Genomic DNA, 24907 nt, shown 5'->3' on the forward strand with positions numbered 1-24907 from the left:
AATTTGATGACGCCTTAGTTTTTATTACGTATTGATAGACCGAATAGCTTGTTCTAAGTTCTTCGCTAATCCAAACAGATAGTTGAACTGTTCTCCATAGAATTGTGTCTCTCGCATTGAGATAGGTGAAGAGCTATCCGTATTTTGAGGAGTGTCTATTATTTCTCTAATGGACTGATTGAATTGTTCAATAGGCGTTTTATAATCAGTTTGAGCAGTAGCCCTAGGTTCAACAAGTAACGTCAAACAGTGTCGCAAGGCTGCTATAAGACTCTCAATTGCCTCGTTGAATACCGATTTAGGGAAGGTTACTTTCTTGCTGTTCAACCTAATGCCAAACGAAGCCACAGAGGCTAAGAAAGTTTGCTGTATCACAATAATCCCGTATACCGATGGATTTTTATACTGCATAAACTTCGGCTCTTGTAACATTCGTTGGAAAGTGGTATTTAGGTTTGAGAGTGCTAACACAGCTTCTTTGCGCGATACTTTATAGGCAGTGGTAATCCCTTCTCCGGTGTTAAAAATCTCTTTTACTTGCTGTAAGTAACCGATATTAGCTTTTACTGATTTGCTAACCGCTTCTCTATAAGTATTGTGTTCCCACGTAGGCAAAATGAGATAATTACCTGCAAACGATAGTCCAACCCCTATAACGGTATCCAATAGGCGGTCATAAATAAGGCTGTAAACATTAGGTGTAATCAGTGCAAAAATAAATATCGCACTGATAGTGATGAATATAGAGGCGTACATATAGTTCTCTTGAATCAACCCAAAAGCAATAGGCATACACAAAATAGCGACATAGAGATACAAACTAGGGTAGGGGAGTAGGTAAATCACAGCAAACGAAGCAACTCCACCAATCATAGTGCCATAAACCCTGCTGAGCGAACGTTCTTGTGTAATCCCAAAACCTGGGCGCATAATAATGAAGATGGTAAGGATAATCCAGTAGGCATTGTTGATAGGGAATATATCACCTATGAGGTAACCCAAAAATACCACTATAGATAGACGCATTGCGTGCCTAAAAAAGGTAGATTTTAAAGATATATGGTCTTTGAGCCGTCGCCACGAGTAGTTTTGGTAACTCACAAACTTGCGATAAGTACTCTCATCGCGTACCCCTGCATCGTTGCTATAATAGTTCTCAAAAATATGTCGGATATTTTCAATAGAATGATACTGACTTTCTATGTAGATATAAAAATTTCGCAACAGCAAAGCACGTTCTTTATCTTCTTCTGATACTTCTGAAAGTGCTTTCAAGGCTTCGTTCTTCTCTTTGGTTTGCGCTAATAAGCCTTTTAAACAGTTGTCTAATTGTATCTTTTTGCGTGACCCAATGTATTCCGACATTTGTTGTAGCTGTCTCGATAGCTCTTTGAGGAAATCTACATAAGTTTGTAAATATTCACGATGCTCGGCAAAAGCCTTGTCCACTTTCTCATATTGTACAGGGTTGGCTAAAGCTAATTCGAAGATATCCACCAGCTCTATAAACATCAAAAATTGGCGTTGCAGGTAATCGGTTTTACCTGATTTGCTCCGTGAATCAAGTACGGCTTCACGGAGCTTTTCATATTTTTCATTGAGGCTTGTTTGCAGGTTGATGAGCTTTTTGAGTCCCTCGCTTCTGTCTTTGGCGATGAGTAAATCAGCTCTTACCGAAAAAAACTCTGCCGTAAGAGCAAAGCACTTCCCTAACAGCTGTTCACTATACAAACGCGGACGTATTTTTAGAAATATATACACTAATACACTGTACCACAAACCTCCTAATAATACACAACCACTGTACAAAACAATACCCCACCCTGTTTGCAAGTGGGCTAAAGTAGAGGCTATCTCAAATAATCCCGCGAAAGCTACCATTGTAGCGCGATGTCCGTATAACGAAATATAAGCGTTTCCGAAGGTGAGTAGGAATATGGTAGGCAGTAATAAGTACTCGTAAGGAGCCGTGAGGTTTACCAAAGTAGAACTGATAGTTGCTAGTAATGTTGCTATGAAAAGACCACCATAGAGGTGTTTTTGATTCCCTGGAATATCGCTGGGCGAAATCGCAATCACACTCAAAGCTATAGGTATGCCAATATCCATTAGGTCAAAGCAATAGCCCAACCCTAAGGGAATAAGCACCGCAATGGTTTTGAGGCACCCTTTGAAGAAAGAAAAACTTTTAAAGAATGATATGATGGAGGTATACATTTTTTACATATATTTGCGGGCAAAATTACAAAACTAATGGCAAATAACCATCTGATAACTGAAATATTAAAGGCAGGAAAGATAATTCTATACCCCACCGATACCGTTTGGGGTTTGGGGTGTGATGCTACAAATCCTGAAGCGGTAGCTAAAATTTTCCAAATAAAACAACGCAGTGAGAGCAAAAGCCTCATCATTTTAGTGAGTGATACAGAGATGTTACAGCACTATGTAACGGATATACCTCCTAAGGTGCTCGTTTATCTTCAAACCTTGCAAGAGCCTACCACTATTATTTATAGTCACCCTTTGCATTTGGCTAAGAATGTGATAGCTGCTGATAATACAGTAGCCATTAGGGTCGTGCAAGATACCTTCTGCCAACAGATGATTGCCGATTTTGGCAAGCCCATAGTCTCTACCTCTGCTAATATCAGTGGAGAGCCAACACCTTTGTATTATCAACTCATTAATCCCCAAATTATTGCGCAATGTGATTATGTAGTACCTTACCGTCAAGACGATACTCAAATAAAAAATCCCTCACGTCTGATTAGGTTTGATACAGACGGAGAGATTCAAATATTAAGATAAATAGTAAGTTACTCTACTATTTTCACAGGTGTTCCGTTATCTATATTAATTTGTCCACTGGTAATCACTTCTTCACCAACAGTAAGTCCGCTGATGATTTCTACCTTATCACCAAAGTTGCGACCGCTTTTCACATTTGCCATTTCAGCTTTAAGCACCTCCTGACCTTTAGCATTTTTGCTACTTACTATTTTAAAAATTTTATTTTGGCTCACACTACCCACGAAAGCAGAATGAGGTACCACAAGAGCTGTAACCTCATCATTACCACTGCCAAACTGTGCAGTCGCATACATTCCCGCTTTTAGCTTTTTGTCTTTGTTGGCTACCAATATTTCTACGGGGAATTTGAGGGCTCCATTAGATTTCGGTGCGATAAAAATAATCTTTCCGTCTACTAATTCTGAGGAAGTACTAGGTTTTATTTTGATGACTTCACCCACTTTTAGTTCTCCTACTTGACTTTCATCTACGGTAATTTTCAATTTCAAATTGTCGATATTTACCACGTTGAATAACGTCTGTCCGGCACTTACAAGAGTTCCTTCTTCTACCTCTTTGCTAGTTACAATCCCGTTGATTTTACTGCGCACAGCTGTATCACCCGATACAATAGCTGCCGAATTGTAGTTCGCTTGGGCGTTTTTGAGTTGTAAGCGCGCTTGTTCCAATTGTTGTGCGGTAACTCCTCCTGTTTGGTAAGCACTTTCAAAGCGCTTTAAATCCGATTTTGCAGTTTCGAGTACCGCTTTGGCATTGTCTAACTGCACATTGGTTCTGTCGGCTTTTGTTTGCGCCAATACTTGCCCTGCTCTCACAAAATCACCCTCTTTTACGTAAATTTTTATGACTTGTCCTCCTACTTCTGAAGATACATTTAGGTCTTGTTCCGCTACAAAAGTACCGTTAGCCGTAAAAAGGTCAGCTACTTTTTCTTCTGTTACTTTGGCAGCACGTACGGCTACTTGGGCTTCTTTTTGGGCTACAATAGCCACCTCTTCAGCATTTTTTTGTTTGTTAGAATATAGGCGGAGCCCCATTAATCCTACAAGGACTATTATGATAACTGTAGTAATTATTTTTTTCATTTTTCTTAAATTACTGTATTAAGTGTTCTAAATCGGGGGCAAAGGTATAACAAAAAAACTTAATAAACAAAAAAAGTTTCCATATTTTTACCTTCATTCACTTTTTTCTCATTCTTCATTGGGTTGTTTTATTTGCTATTAAATGAAGTGAACACTCACTCTATCAAGGTAATTGATATCTAATAAAGAAGAAGCTCCCCCTACTGTATGAGTATCACTTTTGTAAACACTACACTGCAAATAGTCGAGGTCGTTAAACAGAAGCATTCGTTTTCCATCAGGAGCGCGAAGGTCAAGAGGAACACTAAAATCAATAAATTCGCTGTATTGGTTATAAATCTTTTTGAAAGTATACATATTAAAGATAACCTCAAAAGCTCTATCCTGCCTTATTTCTTCAAATAATTTCCTACTGATATTGCTCACCGCATTGCCATAGTGGTCAATATAAATAATCGTACCGTAAACGAAACGTTTATCAGCAGATATCTCTGGTTTAAAATGAGTAGCCTCTAAATACGTATCGGTTTTCTTGCCTATTTTGTTAAGGGGGATATTTTCACATATTTTCTGGGCAATCAAAGGGAATGAATACAGCGTAGGGAAAAGTTCAGTGCTTTGTTCGCCTCTTATTTCGTACAGTTCAGCGTTCTTTTTATCTTCTGCTAAAAGATGAAAAATACCGTTATCAGCCCCGATAAAATAATGCCCGTTCAGTTTCATTACCATATGTCTTTTCTCAGGAGTGCGCTCCGCATCTACCCCTATGATATGTATACTCCCTTTTGGGTAATGTACATAAGCATTCTTTAAGATGAAGGCAGCTTGAAACACATCAAAAGGTGATATCAAATGCGAGATATCTACCACGCAAGCTTCGGGGCACTTACTATAAATAGCACCCTTTACAGCTCCCACCGAGTAATCTCGTAAACCAAAATCAGTAGTTAATGTAATGATTTTCATTCCTTTTGTTATAATGATATCAAGTTTAAAACAGCATAAATATATAAGTATGAAGTTAACTTACCTCCTTTAAATCTGCAATAATCAATCCTTAAGCTTTCCCCCATTATCCTTCATCATTTCTTCGTCATTTGTTTGCCCTTCCTTCGTCATTTGTTTATCTGCCCGTGCGGCTCGCACCGTCATTTGTTCGTTCTTCCTTCGTCTTTTGTTCGTCTTTTGTTCGTCTTTTGTTCGTCTTTTGTTAGTTCTTCCTTCGTCATTTGTTTATCTGCCTGTGCGGCTCGCACCGTCATTTGTTTATCTGTTCTTGTGGCTCGCACCGTCTTTCCTATAAGCTTTCTATAAGCTTCTCCCAAATTAACCATTAACCATTATCTTTTACCTCCAATCTTACTCCCTTTAATTCTTCAATTTGTTGTAATAGCCTATGAATAATCTCCAACCCAGCCATATTCACATCAAGGTCGTAATGCCAATTAGTAAAACGTTCAAAAGCCGAAAGCTGGTCGTAATGTAGGTAAGTAGTGTTGTCAATCACTTCCGTTTCTATAAGTCCGCTTGATTCTAAATCGTCAAAGAATGTGATTTCTATATTGTACAAACGAACGATGTCTTCTCTTGAAATTCTATCTTTCATAATTATGAATTTTTAAGTTGTTCAAATAATGCTTTTTGTTGTTCCGTAAGATTTTTAGGCAATTGTACTTGATAGGTTACAAAAAGGTCGCCAAATGAGCCTTCTTGCTTGTACACAGGAAAACCTTTACCTTTTAAGCGCACCGTAGTTCCATTTTGTGTCTCAGGAGCTACTTTCATTTTCACTTTACCACTAAGGGTATCTATCTGCACTTCGCCTCCTAGCATAGCTGTATATAGGTCGATATTTACAGTAGTTTTCAAATCGTTGCCATTGCGTTCAAACTGAGCGTCGGGTTCAATATGGAAAGTGATATACAAATCACCGTTAGGTCCTCCGTTATATCCTTCGTATCCGTGACCCTTTAGCTTAATTTGCAACCCTTCATATACCCCCGCAGGTACTGTAATACGTATATTCTTGCCGTTCACCGTAAAAGTACGTTGCTGAGCAGTTGCCACTTCTCGCAGTGGTAGCGACATATCCGCAAAAATATCCTGTCCTTTAAACTTACCTGAGGCACTACCGTAACCTCTACCAAATCCCGAAGTCCGTCCGCCGAACATATCTCTGAAGAAATCAGAATAGTCTCCCTCAGAGTAATTACCTCCGCCAAAGCCTTCAAATCCTCCAAAACCACCTTGGGAGCGTTGCTGTTGTTGGGCTTTTTCGTACTCTTCTCCGTATTTCCAGTGTTCGCCATACTTGTCGTATTTAGCACGGTTTTCAGGATTGCTAAGTACTTCGTTAGCCTCGTTAATCTCTTTAAATTTCTGCTCTGCCGTCTTATCGTTGGGGTTCATATCAGGGTGATACTTGCGCGCCAACTTGCGGTAAGCTTTCTTTATATCGTCTTGGGTAGCAGTTTTTTCTACCCCTAAGGTTTTATAGTAATCTATCATCTCTAATAATTTAACAGTCGCAAAGATACTACTTTATTTGATATATTTTGTATACAAATGATAAAAAAATAGGAAGAGATGGACTTATCTCTTCCTATGATTGTGTTTTTGCTTAGGTTCTAAGGCAAGCGTTGGTACAAGCAACAGTGGTGTAACTTATTGTACACTTCGTCGTCAGCGCGTTCTTTGCCTGCGTCGTGTCCTACTTTGGCAATGGCTTTTTGTACATCGCTTTCGCTACATTTGCGTTCGTCAAAAATAAGGGTCATATTCCCACTCTTGATGTTCCAATTAGCGCTCTTTACGCCTTTTACACTGTAAGCTGCTTTTTCTATGCGCGCTTTGCACTGTTCGCAGTTGCCTCCTACGGCAAACTCTACTTTCTTGTTTTTGTTAGGTGCTTGTTGAGCACTTGCAGTAGTGAGTCCAAAGAAACTCAAAGCTACCCATAATAAAATACGTGTTTTCATTCTGAAAAATACTTATTAGTTGTTCGTTTTTAGTCATTAGTCGTTAGCTTTCTAACCACTAACGATTATTTGCTAATTATAGAATTTTAAATCTTAATCCTGCGTAATACATCTGTCCGAAAGCAGGAGCGTACTGCATAGTACTATCAAAATACGCACCAAAAGGGTCGTTGGCAGCCAAAATTCCGTTTTCTTGCTTATAATTGGTGATATTTTCACCACCTACATATATCTCAAAAGTCTTAGAGAATACTTTGGTGATTTGGGCATTGAGTGTAGCAAATGAGGGAGCGTAATCGTTAAGCCTATAAGCCACTGGGTTCGTAGCCGTAGTAGGCAAACGTTGTTCTCCTAACCAATTGAAGGTTACATCAAACTTCCATTGCGAATGGTTGTTCTCGTGACGCTCGGGAGTCTCGTAAGCTACATTGGCAAACCAACGGTGTTTTGGAGTGAGAGTTTTCTCCAATTGTCCTTTGGTAAACTGTGTTTGCACATCGTAATACTTGTAGGCTGCTTTAAAGTCCAAACCTTTGGCAGGTGTGATGCTGAACTCAGCTTGTAAAGAGTTGGCAAAGCTATTACCATTGAGGTTATAAAACAAAGCTTGTTGGGGTGAATTATCCAAATCTACTACTACTTGATTGTCAAAATCAGTGCGGTAGAAGTCTATAGAGAACTCAGCGTTCTTGCCCAATACTTTAAACGCTTGCAAAAAGCTCACGCCGTAATTCCAAGCGATTTCAGGGTTCAAACCGTAGAGCTTACCACCATTACTTCCTACGATAGTAAACTCTCGTGCAGAAGCCAAGAGCTGTTGGTTCTCAGCAATCACATTAGCAGCTCGTTTGCCTCGTCCTGCCGATACTCTAAAAGTAGCTTGCTTCCAAGGATTGTAACGCACGTGCAAGCGTGGAGTGATAAAGTTTCCTAAGTGATTATGACTGTCGGCGCGTATCCCTGCCACAAAACTGAAGTTGCTCAAATTGTCGTAAGTGTATTCAAAGAAGGCACCCACCGAGCGGTCTACACGTGAAAAATCCTCTGTGAGAGCCCTAGTACTAAGCATCTCGTTGTAATCGTCGTAAGTACCGTTGAGCCCTGTGGCAAACTTGTGCTTGGTATTGGTGATGATAGAGTTGTATATCAAGTTGCCATACCAACTCTTTTGGTGTATATCATAGCGATTCAAACCAAAGTAGGAATCCTGCTTGTGCGATTGGAAAGAGTTCTGTAAGCCTATGCTCTTATAAGGCGTATCAGGGAATACATACCCTATTTTGTTAGATGCGCTGAGGCGTTCGGAGTTTACTTCACTGCCCCAAGCATTGGTAGTACCTTTGTCAGTCAGCGGATTAAAGCGCAATTCACCTGCCTGGCGCTCATCTTTCATATAATGGAGGTTCAAAAAGCCTACCCAACCCTTTTGAGCATCGGCGTACTGCCAACGATTCAACAAGTTGATTTGATTGCCTATCGGGTTATCTATAAAACCATCGTGATTGTGGTCAGCTTTTTGCTGACGCACATTGCCGTGAGCAAAGAGGGTAGTCGCCCATTTATCAGAGAGCTTTTTATTGGTATGGGCGTTAATTTCGTAGCGGTTATCCTCCGATGCGTATAAGTTCAAGAAAAAAGGAATGGCACTGATAGGTTTCTCTATTTCATAATTGATTTGCCCCGAAATACTTTCATACCCGTTAATCACACTCCCCGCTCCTTTGGTAATCTGGATACTCTCAATCCACGTACCAGGCACAAACGAGAGTCCGTAGGCTTGCGAAGCTCCGCGCATCGTAGGAATATTCTCCTCTGCCATTAATATGTACGGACTGGTCAAACCTAACATCTTTATCTGTTTGTTACCCGTAACGGCGTCTGAGAAGTTCACATCAATCGACGGATTGGTAGAAAAACTCTCCGATAGGTTGCAACAAGCGGCTTTCAGCAGTTCCCCACTGCTCATTGTGTGCACATCGGCTACTTGCCACTGCGATTTCATTGTATTAGCACGTTTGTAGCTTACTACTACCTCTTCTAAAGTAGTTTCGGGCTCTAACTGAATGTGTAAAGGTGTGTTACCGCTTACTTTCACAGTTTTCTTTTTATACCCTACATAGCTTACTACTAAAGTAGAACTTCCCTCAGGTCGTTTTAAGGTAAAAGCTCCTTCGTTATCAGTAGAAGTCCCTATTTGGGTACCTTCCCAATATACATCAGCACCTATAAGTGGCGTCTTGTTTTCATCGACTACTGACCCTTTGCTAAAATTTTGAGCAAAGAGCGACAAGGGCAACAACAGCCCTAATAAAAAGATATATTTTTTGTACATTATTGTTCTGTTTTATTCAGTTCAGGAATTAGAATTTAAGGATTAGAAAACAGAGGTAAAGGAGTTTACCTCTTACCTTTTATCTTTTACCTGTTACTTGAATAAAACACTCTCTGGCAGTACAATTCGTACAGAGGCGGAGCATTCAGCTGTGTAAAGAAATCAGTAGTGATAGATTTCTTTACTGTCTCAGTAATGCTTACCTCTTCTAATATGGGTAGGGTAGGGGGAGCTATTACAAAGGGTTGTAATTGCAATTCCAATACCTTTACTACCGATGTACTATCAGAAATAGAAGAAGTGATAGATGTGTCGTCACAACACTTTTTATGTGAAGTTTCTGTTTCGTCATCATTGTCATCCGAAGCACAACAAGAGTCCATTGTAGTACAGTCTTCCTCTTCCTCACTTGCAGAAGTAAGGTACTCTAAGGACACTGACGATAAGGTGTCTTTACAATAATGAAAAGTAATCGCCCACCCTGAATTGGAGAACAGGATAAGCGCTGATAATAATATGTTGATAAGTTTTCTTTTCATTGCGGGGGCAAAGATACGACAATTTTTTATATTTCGTTTCTAAAGATAGTATTTTTTAATAAAAACTCAAGAAGTAATAAAACAACAGCAATTATCGCTAAGGGTCTGAATTTCTCATCTACCTCAGTGTATTTAAATTCTTCAATCTTGGTAGTCTCCATCTTGTTGATTTCATCGTAAATCTGTTGGAGCTTTTGGTTGTCAGTGGCACGAAAGTATCTCCCGTGTGTTACTTCAGCTATCTTTTTCATTAGAGGCTCATCTATTTCCACTTGTAACATACGGTACATTATGCTACCATCAGGATTGAGTGCGTAAGGAGAGAGAGCCGTTCCATTGGAGCCTATCCCTATTGTATATACTCTAATACCGTACTCAGCAGCCAACTCAGCTGCGGTTTGTGGGTCTATAAATCCTGTGTTGTTCACTCCATCGGTAAGGAGGATAATAACTCTACTCTTGGCTTTACTTTCTTTGAGTCGGTTTACAGCCGTTGCCAGTCCCATACCTATGGCTGTACCGTCTTCTATTTGTCCATAAGTAAGTTCCGAAAGAGCGTTTAAGATAATACCTTTATCCGTAGTCACAGGAGTTTTAGTATAACTTTCCCCTGCGTAGATAACAAGTCCAATACGGTCATTAGGACGGTCTTTTACAAATTGTGAAGCTACCTTTTTTAGTGCTTCAAAACGGTTAGGCTTTAAGTCTTTTGAAAGCATACTCGCCGATACGTCTATTGCCATTACAATATCTATCCCATCAGTAATCTTTGTGTGTGCATTTTCTGAATGGGTTTGTGGGCGTGCTAATGCTATAATTAGTAAGGCTACTGCCAATAAGCGCAAGGCAAATAAAGAATGGTATAAATGGTCTTTCCACGAACTCATCTTCTTAAAAGCGATAGTGGAAGATATAGTTACATTCGGTTTAGATTTCTTATTCCAATACCAATACCACGCCACCATTAGTGGTAAGACTAACAGTAACCAAAAGAACTGTGGATTGGCAAAAGTAATATTTTTAAGCATATTATTCTGTTTTAAATACAATAGAATTGATAACTCTTTGTGCTATCTTATCGGCGTTAGGTTCGTCTATATGGGTGATAAGAACTTGTTGGAGCGCATTGTTTTCAGTAAAACTGTACAGCTCATAAGAAGCGCTAAAATATTTACCTTTCTCGTTAGGAATACTCATTTTGCCAAAAACTTTTATACCTTTTGCACCGCTGGGCGAGGTGTATTCTTCCTGCAAGGTAGTGATGTTCTTCGCCTTAGCTTTATCCAATTGCGAAAGCACTATTTCATTCACCTTTTGTGGGTCTAAGGTAAGTCCACCGCCTTGTTCCTCTTGTTGGGGTGCTGTATTTTGGGCGTCTTTCTTAAAGGTAATGATATTGGTCATTATGTATAAAGGTGAATTAAGACTGCCGTAATAGAAAGTATATTGCTTATCTATAATCGATTTGTATTCCGCTACGTCTACTATTTGCTTGCGAATGAGTATCTCTGGCGTAGTGAGCTCAGTAATAGGATAACCGTAATCACTTGTTACCCACTCGCTGCGATTGATACTCGCATAAGTATTGAAGTATTTGTTGTACAAGATACTATATCCCATAAGCAATACAGGAGCTAATACTACAAAACAAAGCGCGACGATAAGAGCCACTCGGTTGCGTCTTTTTCGGCGTTCTCTTATTTTCAGTACGCTCATCGCGAAAGCGTCTTGTGTAGGCACTTCGCCTTCGGCTACTACCACAGGGATAGCCTCTTTGGTTTTGATAACCACGTTCTCAATGGTCTCACGGTCGTATTCAGCATTGTTGTCCGAGGGCTTACTCTTGGCAAATTTCACCAAGTCGGCATTTTGTAATACCCGTTTGAGGTTGCTGATAGTCTCTTCCGATAAGTGTAGCTTTCCTGCTTCTTGCAAAACATTAATTTTAGCCAAAAGCTCATCTGTGGTACTCTCTTTGGCTAAAATATGCACCTCGTCTTCTAAGTATTCTTTTACAATATCGGTAAGCCGAGTATAATAGGCTTTGTGTTGCGATTCTATAAGGTATTTAGAATTTTGTAAGTCTTTTAGGTCTTGTATGGCGCGCTCAAAAGGAGGTAACTTTTTGCGCTCTTCTTCAGCCGTTAGTTTTCTCTTGCGGAAGACGAAGAAGTATAATCCACTTGCTACTAAAAGGAGTCCTATAATTCCTAAAATAATCCATAACCACATACGTGAAGCCATAGGTGAGGCTACTTCGGTAATAGGTTTAATGTCGTATAAAGGCTGTTTGAGCGTATCTACCGCTACGGTATGTACTTCTACGAGTAGCGAATCGGTATAGTAGTCTTTGTTACTGATGTGTATCCTTTGTCGCGGAATGGTGTACTTCCCTTCATCAAATTGGGTAAGGTAGTAGGCTTTTTCCAAACGAAACTTACCTCCCTCTTTCAAGGTATCAGTAGGGTCGGCTTTTACCATTTCTAGCGGACTAAAACTCTGTCCTTCCGGAAATACCACGGCCGCATCAGCAGGGGCTTCTACCGATATCTTGTATTCTATCTGTTCCCCTATTTTTATGTTCTTTGTATTAGTCTCTACCTTCACCTCTTGTGCGTAAAGAGTAGGAAATACAAATAATATTAATATGAAATATAATATTCGTCTCATTTTACCGCTTAATACTTAATTTAGTCTCTTACCTTTTACCTTTTACCTATTTTTAAAGTATCCCAACAGCTTTTGGGTATAACTCTCATCGTCTCTACAGCTCACTACCCCTGCACCCGATTTTTGCCAAAGCGTCTCAAAATAGTTCACCGTCTCTTGATATTGTTTTGCATATTCATTTCGCACTGCCGATGAAGCGGTGTTCACACGCATCAGTGCTCCCGTTTCAGCATCTTTTACCATCACATAACCTAAGTTAGGTAATTCAGTTTCTTTTTTGTCATAAATGCGAATACCGGTAATATCGTGTTTTCTGGCAGCTATCTGTATAGGTTTCTCATAGCCTTTATCCATAAAGTCCGAGAGCATAAACACAATTGCCTTTTTCTTCGTTACCCTACTGAGGAACTGTAAAGCCTCCGAAATATTAGTCTTAAAACTTTTAGGCTGAAATTCTATAAGCTCTCTGATGATGCGCAATACGTGCGATTTCCCTTTTTTAGGTGGAATATACAGTTCTATTTGGTCAGAAAAGAGTATCAATCCCGTCTTGTCGTTATTCTGTAAAGCTGAGAACGCCAAGGTAGCTGCTATTTCGGTAATCACTTCACTTTTGAATTCCTGTTTCGTGCCAAAAAGCTCACTACCGCTCACGTCTATCATCAGCATTAGCGTAAGTTCGCGTTCCTCTTCAAATACTTTCACAAAAGGCTCGTTGTAGCGCGCCGTTACGTTCCAGTCGATATTGCGAATATCATCACCAAATTGGTACGGACGTACTTCACTGAAAGTCATACCCCGACCTTTGAAGGTAGAGTGATACTCCCCTCCGAAAATATTATCGGAGAGCTTGCGCGTTTTTATCTCTATCTTGCGTACTTTCTTTAATAGTTCTTTGGTATCCACTTTTATTGTTTTATTGTAAGTTATGAATACAAATTAAGGCTTAAAATAATATAGTTATAACATAGTAATTTTTTTTCTGTCACAACATTCTCCTCAGAGTACTCAGTGAGTTGCCGTAGTTCAGTATTACAACAATTCTTTTAATTTTATCTTTATTGTCTTCTCTTCATCACTATTAGGAGCTTTATATCCAATCTTAACTGTTTTACCTTTTTGTTTTAGCATTTGTCGGTATTGTTCTAAGTCCCCCGTATTGTTTTTATTGATACTCATAATTTTACTTCCTTCTCGTAGCCCTTTTTGGTAAGCCTCCGAGTTTACAATTATTCTTGTAACTACAATCTCATTATTTACCCGTTGTATAGAAATAGGACTTATGAGTTTTTCAAATTCTTTACTAAATAAATTATTAGGTCTTAGGTATAATTTATGTGTTTCATAGTTCAAGATAATATCAAATCTGTTAATGATTTCACTCCCCAAAATTCCTAAATAATTAGGAAACGAACTTACTCCCTCTTTGTCTGACGATAAATTAATGGGAATATCTTTAAAGTCAAATCCAGCAACGGTAAGTTCCTTTATCATTCCGGTTGTTACAGTACTCTTTTTGCTCAGATTATCACTCGAAGAGACCAAAGTCTTTCCTATTTTTTCAATCAACTTATGTTGCTCTTTATAGGGAGTGTTGATGAGTAACGAAAGTCCTGCTCCGCTGTCAAAAAATACATCTCCGTCAAACACTTCCCCATTCTCTAATTTAATACGGATAGGGAACTGAGGAATAGGAACTCCTAACTTAAATTCAAAAGGTACTTCTGTATATCCTTTTGTGTTTAGAGTCTCACTAAGATTATAAAGAGAGATAACACGCCTCTGAAAATCAATCTTTGTAATATAATTCTTTATAATATCATTCCCGATGATACCATCAAACTTTTTCTCAAAAGCATTGTTCAACCTACTTAAATCTTCTAAAACAATATTTACATTCCCAATTTGTAACTCAGGATTTAAATTTATTGTTTGTGATAATGCTATGTGATATTCTTTACTTCCTCCAGCACCTTCTACTTTCTGGGTATGATTAGGCTTTATTCCATATTGCTCAGCAACATTTTTATCTAAGATAGTAGTGGAGGCTCCTGTATCAAAATAAAAGGTAAGAGGCGTTGCCTCACCTTTTACTGATAGCTTTAATAACACGTACTTATCCTCTAATAACTCAAAAGGCAGAACTGCCCTTTGTGCACTAATAGCCAACGGCAAGCATAAGGTCAGTATTAAAGTACTCATTGTTTTCATAATAAAACCAGTTATTTTAATATCTCAGAATTACCTTTTACCTTTTACCTTTTACCTTTTACCTCCTATGGTACTTCAATGGTATTCACTATCTTGTGAATCATCTCTACTGAGGTAATATTCTCAGCCTCTGCTTCATAGGTGATACCGATACGATGGCGCAATACGTCAAATACTACCGCACGTACGTCCTCAGGAATTACATAACCACGACGTTTGATGAAAGCATAACATTTTGCCGCCATTGCCAAGTTGATACTACCACGTGGCGATGCCCCAAAGCTAATAAGTGGTTTAAGCTCTGCCAAGTTGTATTTTTCAGGATAACGAGTCGCAAAAACAATGTCTAAGATGTATTTCTCAATCTTTTCGTCCATATACACCTCGCGCACGGCTGTTTGTGCTTTTAGGATTTGTTCCAAACTCACTGTTTGGTTCACCACTGCATAACTATTGCTGAGGTTGTCGCGCATAATCCGTTGCTCTTCGTCCAATTTAGGATAGTCGATAACCGTTTTAAGCATAAAACGGTCTACTTGTGCCTCAGGTAGTGGGTAAGTTCCTTCTTGCTCTACAGGGTTCTGAGTTGCCATTACCATAAAAGGAGCGTCTAACTTAAAGGTCGAATCACCAATGGTTACTTGTCGCTCTTGCATTGCTTCCAATAGGGCAGACTGTACTTTGGCAGGCGCACGGTTAATCTCGTCAGCCAATACAAAGTTCGCAAAGATAGGTCCCTTTTTTATAGAAAACTCGTTTTGCTTGATGTTGTAGGTCATTGTTCCTATCACATCGGCAGGCAATAAGTCCGGCGTAAACTGGATACGGCTAAACGACCCGTGTACTGATTTAGCAAGGGTGTTGATGGATAGCGTTTTTGCTAGCCCAGGTACCCCTTCCAAGAGGATATGCCCTTTGCCTAATAACCCGATAAGCAGGGCATTTACCATATGTTTTTGCCCTACAATCACCTTGTTCATCTCATTGGTGAGCGCATCGATAAACACACTTTCACGCTCTATCATTTCGTTTATCTGACTGATATCTACAGATGTTCTTTGTTCCATAGTACAAATTATTTTTTTAGCGTTTTTCTTTAATACAAATACTGTGCCGTCTTGTTATTAGTACGGGTTACAAAAGTATTTTTTTCTTACTAAACTTACAAATATTTTTGCAAAATAATTTTCTAAGCTGTGTTTAACCTCCCTTTACCTTATCTTACATCTTGTCATTGCTTTTACGTCCTATACTTTGCCAAAGTTTTCACTTGCCCATCGTGCTACGACCTTTTACAAAGTTTATTTTTTCTTTACCTTACCTCCGCCTTACATTCATCTTACATTTATAATTTGTTCATTTATCTTTCATTCATTAATCACTTTTCACCCATTGTAGACCCACTGTAGAGCCACTGTAGAGCCACTGTAGAGCCACTGTAGAGCCACTGTAGAGCCACTGTAGACCCACTGTAACCCCACTCTTTGTCCATCTGTCCTATAAGTTTCCTATAATCTTTGTATAATTCCCTACCCCTAATTCACCATTAATCACTAACCATTAACCGCTAACCATTCATCATTAATAATTAACTTTTTTTGCGTAGCATATAAAAAAGTACTACTTTTGTCGCTCTAATAGCAAAGATATAAGAAATGAAGTTTGAAACTAAAGCCATTCACGGCGTAAGAACTGCCAATAAAAACACAGAAAACTGGGGAAGCACCATCAATATGGCTTCTACTTTCCCTATTGAAGAATACGGTGTAGAACAAGAGTTTGAATACGGACGCGTTTCAAACCCTACTCGTAAGGATTTTGAAAGTCTTATAGCTCAATTAGAAAATGGCATACACGGATTCGGATTCTCATCGGGTATGGCTGCCATTTCTTCTGTTTTTACAATGTTTAAAACAGGCGACCATTTTGTGTTAGGCTTAGATATCTACGGAGGTACTTATCGCATTATGCACGATATTTTCAATAAATTTGGTTTTGAAGCTACTTTTGTCGATATGACCGACCTAAGCAAAATAGAGAAAGCCATTCGCCCTAATACAAAAGCCATTTTTATAGAAACACCCTCCAACCCTCTGTTAGACGTTACCGATATATGTGGGGTAATAGAAATCGCCAAGAAACATAATCTGCTCACTATGGTCGATAATACCTTTATGTCGCCCGTGTTACAACGCCCTTTAGAGTTAGGAGCCGACATAGTATTACACAGTGCTACCAAATATTTAGGAGGTCATAACGATATCATCGCAGGAGCTGTGGTGGTAAATGATGAAACCTTAGCCGAGAAAATACGTTTTGCACAAGTAGCCATAGGGGCATTGCTTTCTCCGTTTGATAGCTGGTTGCTCTTGCGCAGTATGAAAACCCTTAAACTAAGAGTCGAAAAAGCTCAAGCCAATACCCTTAAACTATTAAATTTCCTTAAAACGCACCCCGAAGTAGAAAAGGTGTATTATCCTACTGATACACAAAATAAAGGGAAAGCAATACAAGAACGCCAAGCTTCTGGTGGAGGTTCAGTATTTTCTTTTACAGTAAAAACCGAAGCCAAAGCCAAAAAGTTTTTCGAGAGTCTAAAAGTAGCCCTTTTTGCAGTGAGCTTAGGAGGAGTCGAAACATTGGTAACCCACCCCAGTTCGCTTACTCACACCGAGTTTCCCGAAGAAGAAAAAGTAGCACGAGGCGTTACCCGTACACTCATTCGCGTAGCAGTAGGAATTGAAGATGCTGACGACGTTATCGCCGATTTTAAACAAGCCTTAGAAAAATAATTTGTAAAAAATTTGCTGTTGATTCATTATTTATTTGTATCTTTGCCCGCTGGAAGAAAAAGAAGCTAACTTGTGAAGACACCCTATTTTAAACAATCTTTTCTTATTGTTTTATTTGCAACACTCATTTTCATTGGATTTAAGAACTGTTTGCCCGCGCGTATTTTTCCCGAAACTAAAGCCTCAGGAAGCAATGTAGTAGTAGATAGCTTAATGTTGGAAGCCATTTCAGGTAAAGAAATCGACAAAGTACTCAGCCAAGCCAATGATTCCTTAGCACAAGAACAACGACTTAAAAAGTCCGACCAGTATCTTTTTTCTTTCTTTAAAAAATTAGAAGAGTTAGAACAAACTAAAAATGGTAAAATAAGAATCGCTTATTACGGCGATTCGATGACTGATGGCGACCTCATCGTGCAAGATTTAAGAGCTCTTTTCCAAAACGCTTTCGGGGGGTTAGGAATTGGCTTTTTGCCCATTGCTTCTGAGTCGGCTAAATCAAGAGGAAGCGTATTTCATTCTTATTCCAATACTTGGAAAACCCAATCTTATGTGAATGTAAAACGCCCTAAACGTCCTTTTGGTGTCTCTGGGCAAGTGTTCTTTACACAAGGCAATGGTACGTGGGTACAATATAGGTCATCAAACCAAGCTCATATTAGTCAGTTGTATGCACCAGCATTGTTCTATGGTGCTTCTGGTAATAAAGAAGCAAAAGTAGAAATTGCCTATAACGATACTGTAAGGGTAGTAAAATCATTAGACACTGATAAATTGCTGAATGTATTGCCTTTAACCGAAGGTGCAAACACTAAATCAGTGCGTATTACTTTCTATAAGTCCGATTCTATTCCTATTTATGGAGTGGGCTCAATGCAAGGCAAAGGCGTATATATAGATAACTTTTCAAGCAGAGGTAATTCAGGCTTACCCTTATCGCTCTTTAATCCTGATTTAATGAGAGCTTTCGATAGAGCGTTAGGCGGATATGACCTTGTAGTATTACACTTTGGTGCTAATGTACTCAATTACGGTACACTCGATTATTCGTGGTATGAACGCGGAATGACAAAGGTGATTAACCAGATAAGAGCTTGCTTCCCTCATACCTCAATTCTTGTTATCTCTACCGCCGATAAGTCTACTAAAGTAGATATGGAGATGCAAACCGATAAAGCAGTAGTACCTTTGGCAAATGCACAACGGAAATATGCACAAGATACTCGCTCTGGTTTTATTAATTTATATGAACTGATGGGGGGTAGAGGCTCTATGAAACAATGGGTAGAGGCAAATCCACCGTTAGCAGGTAAAGACTATACTCACTTTAATCCAAGAGGAGCTAAAAAAGTAGCCCACCTCATCTATAATAAACTTATGGAAGAGTATGAGCACTATAAAGATCCTCGTAATAGTGAAAAAGCCGATGTGTTCCAAGAAAGAATAAAAGAAATTCAAACAGTACGAACCGTTACTCCTACTACTCAACCTAATGTAAATAGAACAAGAACACAAACTGTAACAACTCAGCGAGTACAATCACCAACTACTCAACGGGTACAAAGTGCAACAACTCAACGGGTACAAAGTACAACTACTCAACGAGTACAAAGTACAACCACTCAACGGGTACAAAGTACAACCACTCAACGGGTACAAAGTACAACCACTCAACGGGTACAAAGTACGACTACTCAGCGAGTGCAATCACCAACGACTCAACGAGTACAACCATCAACAATTCAGGCAGTACAGAATATTACAAATAAAGTGCATAAAGATACTATTAAAGAAAAAAAAGACAATTTACATAGATAACATAACAAGATAGATAACACACTAAAAAAATAGAACAATGAAAAAGCGAACGCCATTCATAAAGAAACTAATAGCTCCTGTATTGTTTATCATTACAGTAGCCCTCTATTTTAATGTTAATTATACTACAGCTATTAATTTATCTTCACTTACTTCAAAGATAGTAAATATAGAGAATAAAGAAGGAATTGATAAAGATGCCTTCAAGGAAGCTATTCCGCAGCCTTTGGCATATGCTGCAGGTGATGATGACTCTCCTAAGGAGTACAATAATTTGTACAATGCCTCAGCTTTGAACCCTTTTTTCGAAAAGCTTGCTGCTTTGGAGAACTTGAAAGATAGGAAGATTAATATTGTTCATATTGGCGACTCTCATATTCAAGCCGATGTAATGACTAATATTGTAAGACAACGCTTGCAAGAAGAGTTCGGAAATGCTGGTTTAGGTTTAGTATTCCCTTATTCACTTATTAGAACTAATGGGGGACATAATGTGAGCTTTACTTCCAATATCTCTTGGAATAGTGAGAAGAATACTTCTTCTGCAACTGTTGGTATTACAGGTTATTCTCTTTCTACCAGTAACAAGAATTTTGTTATTGAACTGGACTTAAAAAATAAAAACTACACCTTTAATACGGTAAAAATTATTACCCCTAATAACGAACGTTTGTTCGAATTAGCTACCAATGTAGGTAAAGTAGCTCGTTTGAGACCTAGTGTACCTAAAACACTTTCACACAAAGTAGAGCAAGGGCAAACACTTTATGGTATTTCAAAGAAATATCACACTTCAGTAGAAAAAATACAACAAGCTAATAACTTAAAAAGCGCACAAATAAGAATAGGGCAAGTATTGCGTATCCCTACTAAAGAGATGGTAGCTTCTACTCCTAAACAAAAAGTAGATTTATCTAATGCTACCATTTTAAACGGTAATTCTTTATATAGCTATTATTCTTATGATAATCTAACCCCTTCCGATAAGGTTTATCTCACAGCCAATACCGAGAGCTCTTCATTTACGCTTAATGGAATTGTCTTAGAAAATGATAAAAACGGAGTTATATATCACAGCATAGGGGTAAATGGGGCTCATTTCTCTGATTATAACAAATCGCAGCTCTTTTTCGACCAAATCAAAGCCTTAGAACCCGATTTAATCATTATATCTTTGGGTACTAATGAAGCTTATTGTCGAATGTCTGCAACTCGTTATGACGAAGAGGTAAATAAATTCATAAAAGCAATTCGCTCTCAATATGGTCAATGTCCTATATTGCTTACTACACCTCCGCCTTCTCTTTACAAAAAGAAAAGTCCTAACCCCTTGTGTATGGAATACGCCGATACTCTCATCGATAATTCAGTAAAAGATAATTACAGTGTTTTCGACCTTTATCGAGCTGTAGGAGGAAATGAAGCTATTCAACGCTTTATTCAGCAAAATCTTATTGCTGGTGACCGCATACATTACACAAGAAGTGGCTATACTGAGCAAGGCGCTCTCTTTTATGATGCTTTTATGAGCAATTACTTGAATTATAAAAAACAATATAAACTATCTTTAAAACCCTATCTAAATTGAGTATAGATGCCTTACTGCAATGGTTTATTGATACATTCACAACTGAAAACATCTCTAAATGGTTTGTTGATAATTTCTCATTCACAACCGAACAAGTAAGACAATGGTTCATTTATGACCCTAATCATCCACTATTATTTAATAGTAGTTTGTTTTTAGGGTTATTTTTGGTGTTTTATTTGGTGTATATTATTACCAAAAAACACGCTCATTTCCGTACTGTTTATGTTACCTTATTTTCCTTATTCTTCTATTATAAGGCAGGAGGTAACTTCTTTGTGTTGCTGATAATCTCCTCATTGTTAAATTATTTCTTTGCAGGACAAATCTATAGAAGACAGAACGCCTCATTGCGCAAGTTCTTCCTGGCAGTGAGTATGGTTGCCGATTTGGGTATTTTAGCCTATTTTAAGTATACTAACTTTTTAATTGATAGTCTCAATACACTACTTCAAAGCAACTTTGCCCTACAAGATATCATCTTGCCTATAGGTATCTCGTTCTATACATTCCAAACAATGAGCTACACTATTGATGTATATCGCCGAGAGATAGAACCTGCTAAATCATTCTTAGATTTTACTTTCTTCGTGTGTTTCTTCCCTCAATTAGTGGCAGGGCCTATTGTGCGTGCCAAGGATTTTATACCACAGATATACAAAAAAATAAGCTTAACGAAAGAAGAAACTTCTTTTGCTTTATTCCTTATCATTGGAGGATTGATTAAAAAAGCAGTTATTTCCGATTATATCTCCCTAAACTTTGTAGATAGAGTTTTCGATGCTCCTAACAGTTATACAGCTTTTGAGAACTTAATGGCAGTATATGGCTATTCTTTACAAATATATTGCGACTTCTCAGGCTATTCCGATATGGCTATAGGTTTAGCGCTACTAATGGGCTTCACTCTCCCTATAAACTTCCGTACTCCTTATCAGTCTAAAAATATCACTGAGTTTTGGAGACGTTGGCACATTTCCTTATCTACTTGGCTAAAAGATTATCTTTACTTTTCAGTAGGAGGAAACCGCAAAGGTACTTTTTGGGGCTACTTCTTCCCAACCGTCTTTTTTGCTTCCACTTTGTTATGGGCATTTCATATGCAAGAAAAAACAATGTTGCCTCTTTACATTACCTTAGGAGCTATCGTTGTGTTTGTATTGGCTATACTTATCTCTAAAAACCGACAAAAATCAGTGCGTAGTCATTTCAACCAGATGACGACAATGCTCCTAGGTGGTTTATGGCACGGAGCTAATTTGCGTTTCATTATTTGGGGAGCATTACACGGGTTAGCTTTGGCTGTCCATAAAACCTTTACGGAGTTCTTCCCTAATAAGAATCCTGAGAAAAGAACTTTTTTTAAAGGTATCGCTAATATCATTTTTGTAGTGATTACTTTCCACTTTGTAGCTTTTTGCTGGATATTTTTCAGAGCCAAAGATTTCGATATCGCTTTAAGTGTAATCTACAATATCCAGTCTATAACTTATGATCTTCATCAATTTCAAGTTATTGCCAAGGGCTATCAAAATGTATTTTTGTTAATGGCAATAGGCTTTGTTTGGCACTTTTTCCCCACTAGTTTAAACGAATGGCTTAAAAAGGTATTTGGTGCAATGCCTATTCTCTTTAAAGCAATTATTTTGGCACTTACTTTTTGGGTGGTATATGCCACTGCTTCAAGTGGAGCACAACCCTTTATTTACTTCCAGTTTTAGACGATATACATCTAAGTAAAAACTTAGTTTTTTACTCAAATAGAACAAATAAAAAAGTGATTACTTTCTCTTGAAAATAATCACTTTTTTAGTGTTTATATAGTTGTTCTATCCCAACTATAATACGCTTGCTAACGCTTTGTTTACTTCGCGTACTGCTCCGGTACTTTCAGCAAATTTGGCTTTTTCAGCATCGTTGAGTTTTACCTCTACAATTTTTTCTACACCATTTTTACCGATGATTACAGGTACCCCTACACACACATCCTTTTGTCCGTATTCTCCTTCGAGCAATACAGAGCAAGGGAAGAGTTTCTTTTGGTCGCAAGCGATTGCTTGTACTAAAGCTGATACGGCAGCCCCTGGTGCATACCAAGCCGAAGTTCCCAAGAGTTTAGTAAGAGTCGCGCCACCTACTTTAGTGTCTTCAGCAACCTGATTGAGGCGGTCAGCACTTAAAAACTCAGTTACAGGCACTCCACGATAGCTTGCCAAACGAGTAAGAGGTAACATACCGCTATCGCTGTGAGCAGCGATTACCATACCATCTACGTCTGAAATCGGACTGTTGAGCGCTTCTGCCAAGCGATATTTAAAGCGAGCGCTATCGAGTGCTCCACCCATACCAATAATGTGGTTCTTAGGTAATTTAGTAGCTTTGTGTACCAAATAAGCCATAGTGTCCATAGGGTTGCTTACTACAATCACAATCACATTAGGTGAGTATTTTACCAATTGTTCTACAACCGATTTCACAATGTTTGCATTGGTGCCTATAAGCTCTTCACGAGTCATACCTGGTTTACGAGGAATACCTGAGGTAATCACAGCTACATCACTGCCTGCTGTTTTTGAATAATCATTGGTTACCCCCACAATACGAGTGTCAAACCCATTGAGGGAGGCGGTTTGCATCAAATCCATAGCTTTACCTTCGGCAAAACCTTCTTTGATGTCAATTAAAACTACTTCAGACGCGAAGTCTTTAATAGCAATGTACTCTGCGCAACTTGCTCCTACGGCACCAGCGCCTACTACTGTAACTTTCATATAATCTATTATTTAAGTCAGGAGAAGCCTCCTGATGGTTATTTTCAAGCAACAAAAGTAAGGACTTTTAGCAAATCCTCCAAATTATCTTTAAAAATATTTTTAACATTCTTTTTACTTTTTCATTTTATGCTATGTGCTTTTTATGTACTTTTGCACTTTCAAAACTAATAAACCATTCAAAATGAAAGACACTTATTTTGTGGTGGGCATCTCCACCGAAGTCGGTAAGACCGTCGTTTCGGCTATCCTTACCGAAGCTCTCCAAGCCGATTATTGGAAACCAATCCAATCTGGCGATTTAGAAAACTCCGATACTCATAAAGTAAAACGCCTCATTAGCAACTCCCGCACAGTATTTCACCCTAATAGTTATGGGCTACACACACCAGCCAGTCCACATCTTTCCGCTCAGTTAGATGGCGTTCGTATTGAGCTTTCCAAAATTGTGCGCCCTACTACCAATAACACATTAATTATTGAAGCAGCAGGAGGTCTCTATGTTCCTTTAAATGATGAAGATACTATGCTCGATCTTATCCTCCCCACCGATAAGGTAGTGCTCGTCTCTCGCCACTATTTGGGTAGCATTAATCATACAATGCTCACTTATGAAGCCCTTAAAAACAAAGGACTCAACGTTCACGGCATTATTTTCAGTGGTACCCCCACACCGTCTACCGAGGAGTTTATTCTTCATAAAACAGGACTCCCCGTGCTCTTACGTATAGATGAAGAACCTTATTTCGATAAGCAAGTTGTTAAAGAATATGCTAGCAAACTAAAAATATAATACAAAATGTTATATTTTGTAGTGAAAAACAAATTAGTAATTTAATGATAATCAATGTGTCATAACCCTTTGTATAACAATCTTCCAAGATTCGTCCAAGCTTCCTATAAGCTCTGTATAAGCTAAGCATAAGTTGAGAAGAAGAAAAATCTATTTATAAATTTGCACAGCTTATAAAATCTTTTTATCTTTGCGCCCGAAAAAAATTACATAATAATCATTAAATTAATATTGGAATGTATTTAACAAAAGAAGTAAAAGCGGAAATTTTCAAAAAGTACGCAGGTTCAGAAACCAACACTGGTTCAGCAGAAGGGCAAATCGCTCTTTTTACCCTTAGAATCAATCACCTTACAGAACACTTAAAGGTAAATCGCAAAGATTTTAATACCGAGCGTTCCTTGGTGAAATTAGTAGGTAGACGCAGAAGTTTGCTCGATTATTTGAAGAACACAGATATCGAAAGATACCGTGCGATTATCAAAGAGCTAAACATCAGAAAATAAGCAATAGTAA

22 protein-coding genes are annotated in these 24907 nt (G+C 38.5%); 7 read left to right on the plus strand and 15 right to left on the minus strand.

Features of this window, described 5'->3' with window-relative positions:
- Nucleotides 1-24: 24 nt before the first annotated feature.
- A complete protein-coding gene (locus HMPREF1321_RS08840) occupies nucleotides 25-2217 on the minus strand; it encodes an FUSC family protein (RefSeq protein WP_009422316.1) in 2193 nt (730 codons plus the stop codon).
- A gap of 36 nt (nucleotides 2218-2253) precedes the next feature.
- On the opposite strand from HMPREF1321_RS08840, the gene HMPREF1321_RS08845 reads away from it, so the two are divergent.
- Nucleotides 2254-2811: an L-threonylcarbamoyladenylate synthase gene (locus tag HMPREF1321_RS08845; protein ID WP_009422292.1), complete on the plus strand. Its 558-nt coding sequence runs from the start codon at nucleotides 2254-2256 to the stop codon at nucleotides 2809-2811.
- An 8-nt stretch (nucleotides 2812-2819) separates the two neighbouring features.
- Here the strand turns inward: HMPREF1321_RS08845 and HMPREF1321_RS08850 are convergent, their stop codons facing one another.
- The 13 genes from HMPREF1321_RS08850 to HMPREF1321_RS08910 all read right to left on the minus strand — a co-directional run bounded on the left by HMPREF1321_RS08850 (nucleotide 2820) and on the right by HMPREF1321_RS08910 (nucleotide 15696).
- A complete protein-coding gene (locus HMPREF1321_RS08850; protein WP_034554435.1) occupies nucleotides 2820-3899 on the minus strand; it encodes an efflux RND transporter periplasmic adaptor subunit in 1080 nt (359 codons plus the stop codon).
- Nucleotides 3900-4037: 138 nt separating this feature from the next.
- Nucleotides 4038-4865, minus strand: a complete 828-nt coding sequence (locus tag HMPREF1321_RS08855) for an S-adenosyl-l-methionine hydroxide adenosyltransferase family protein (protein WP_009422314.1) — start codon at nucleotides 4863-4865, stop codon at nucleotides 4038-4040.
- Between the two features lie 182 nt (nucleotides 4866-5047).
- The gene (locus tag HMPREF1321_RS11920; RefSeq protein ID WP_034575972.1) at nucleotides 5048-5233 is read right to left on the minus strand and encodes a hypothetical protein; all 186 of its coding nucleotides are present in this window, start codon (nucleotides 5231-5233) and stop codon (nucleotides 5048-5050) included.
- On the minus strand, nucleotides 5233-5505 hold the full coding sequence (locus tag HMPREF1321_RS08865; protein WP_009422326.1) for a chaperone modulator CbpM: 273 nt from the start codon (nucleotides 5503-5505) through the stop codon (nucleotides 5233-5235). Before HMPREF1321_RS08865 ends, HMPREF1321_RS11920 begins: the two co-directional genes overlap by 1 nt.
- A 2-nt stretch (nucleotides 5506-5507) precedes the next feature.
- Nucleotides 5508-6407 carry a DnaJ C-terminal domain-containing protein gene (locus HMPREF1321_RS08870; protein WP_009422336.1) on the minus strand — a complete coding sequence of 300 codons (900 nt, stop codon included), beginning with the start codon at nucleotides 6405-6407 and terminating at the stop codon, nucleotides 5508-5510.
- Nucleotides 6408-6526: 119 nt separating this feature from the next.
- The gene (locus tag HMPREF1321_RS08875) at nucleotides 6527-6877 is read right to left on the minus strand and encodes a heavy-metal-associated domain-containing protein (protein ID WP_002671387.1); all 351 of its coding nucleotides are present in this window, start codon (nucleotides 6875-6877) and stop codon (nucleotides 6527-6529) included.
- 76 nt (nucleotides 6878-6953) lie between these two features.
- Nucleotides 6954-9209, minus strand: a complete 2256-nt coding sequence (locus tag HMPREF1321_RS08880; RefSeq protein ID WP_009422305.1) for a TonB-dependent receptor — start codon at nucleotides 9207-9209, stop codon at nucleotides 6954-6956.
- 86 nt (nucleotides 9210-9295) lie between these two features.
- On the minus strand, nucleotides 9296-9748 hold the full coding sequence (locus tag HMPREF1321_RS08885; RefSeq protein WP_009422302.1) for an HYC_CC_PP family protein: 453 nt from the start codon (nucleotides 9746-9748) through the stop codon (nucleotides 9296-9298).
- A 26-nt stretch (nucleotides 9749-9774) separates the two neighbouring features.
- On the minus strand, nucleotides 9775-10776 hold the full coding sequence (locus HMPREF1321_RS08890; protein WP_009422293.1) for a vWA domain-containing protein: 1002 nt from the start codon (nucleotides 10774-10776) through the stop codon (nucleotides 9775-9777).
- A gap of 1 nt (nucleotide 10777) precedes the next feature.
- Nucleotides 10778-12418, minus strand: a complete 1641-nt coding sequence (locus HMPREF1321_RS08895) for a hypothetical protein (protein WP_009422294.1) — start codon at nucleotides 12416-12418, stop codon at nucleotides 10778-10780.
- 42 nt (nucleotides 12419-12460) lie between these two features.
- The gene (locus HMPREF1321_RS08900) at nucleotides 12461-13324 is read right to left on the minus strand and encodes a DUF58 domain-containing protein (RefSeq protein ID WP_009422301.1); all 864 of its coding nucleotides are present in this window, start codon (nucleotides 13322-13324) and stop codon (nucleotides 12461-12463) included.
- Nucleotides 13325-13450: 126 nt separating this feature from the next.
- Nucleotides 13451-14620 (minus strand): aspartyl protease family protein, encoded by a 1170-nt coding sequence (locus HMPREF1321_RS08905; RefSeq protein ID WP_232205447.1) that lies wholly within the window; start codon nucleotides 14618-14620, stop codon nucleotides 13451-13453.
- A gap of 74 nt (nucleotides 14621-14694) precedes the next feature.
- Complete coding sequence (locus HMPREF1321_RS08910; RefSeq protein WP_002671404.1) at nucleotides 14695-15696, minus strand: AAA family ATPase; 1002 nt, start codon at nucleotides 15694-15696, stop codon at nucleotides 14695-14697.
- Between the two features lie 588 nt (nucleotides 15697-16284).
- Here HMPREF1321_RS08910 and HMPREF1321_RS08915 point away from each other — a divergent pair.
- From HMPREF1321_RS08915 to HMPREF1321_RS08930, 4 genes are all read left to right on the plus strand, one after another.
- Entirely contained in the window at nucleotides 16285-17421 is a 1137-nt protein-coding gene (locus HMPREF1321_RS08915; protein WP_009422325.1) for a trans-sulfuration enzyme family protein, read from the plus strand.
- A 72-nt stretch (nucleotides 17422-17493) separates the two neighbouring features.
- A complete protein-coding gene (locus HMPREF1321_RS08920) occupies nucleotides 17494-19239 on the plus strand; it encodes a GDSL-type esterase/lipase family protein (RefSeq protein ID WP_009422296.1) in 1746 nt (581 codons plus the stop codon).
- A gap of 37 nt (nucleotides 19240-19276) precedes the next feature.
- Complete coding sequence (locus HMPREF1321_RS08925) at nucleotides 19277-20827, plus strand: LysM peptidoglycan-binding domain-containing protein (RefSeq protein WP_009422329.1); 1551 nt, start codon at nucleotides 19277-19279, stop codon at nucleotides 20825-20827.
- Nucleotides 20824-22548, plus strand: coding sequence for an MBOAT family O-acyltransferase (locus HMPREF1321_RS08930; protein WP_009411884.1), 1725 nt, complete (start codon nucleotides 20824-20826; stop codon nucleotides 22546-22548). Before HMPREF1321_RS08925 ends, HMPREF1321_RS08930 begins: the two co-directional genes overlap by 4 nt.
- Before the next feature lie 117 nt (nucleotides 22549-22665).
- On the opposite strand, the gene HMPREF1321_RS08935 is transcribed toward HMPREF1321_RS08930, so the two are convergent.
- Nucleotides 22666-23598 (minus strand): malate dehydrogenase, encoded by a 933-nt coding sequence (locus HMPREF1321_RS08935; RefSeq protein ID WP_009418361.1) that lies wholly within the window; start codon nucleotides 23596-23598, stop codon nucleotides 22666-22668.
- Nucleotides 23599-23782: 184 nt separating this feature from the next.
- On the opposite strand from HMPREF1321_RS08935, the gene bioD reads away from it, so the two are divergent.
- A complete protein-coding gene (gene bioD, locus HMPREF1321_RS08940) occupies nucleotides 23783-24391 on the plus strand; it encodes a dethiobiotin synthase (RefSeq protein ID WP_009422333.1) in 609 nt (202 codons plus the stop codon).
- Nucleotides 24392-24627: 236 nt separating this feature from the next.
- Nucleotides 24628-24897: a 30S ribosomal protein S15 gene (gene rpsO, locus HMPREF1321_RS08945; RefSeq protein WP_002671426.1), complete on the plus strand. Its 270-nt coding sequence runs from the start codon at nucleotides 24628-24630 to the stop codon at nucleotides 24895-24897.
- Nucleotides 24898-24907: the final 10 nt, after the last annotated feature.

The organism is Capnocytophaga sp. oral taxon 412 str. F0487, assembly GCF_000271925.1.
Taxonomy (GTDB): domain Bacteria; phylum Bacteroidota; class Bacteroidia; order Flavobacteriales; family Flavobacteriaceae; genus Capnocytophaga; species Capnocytophaga ochracea.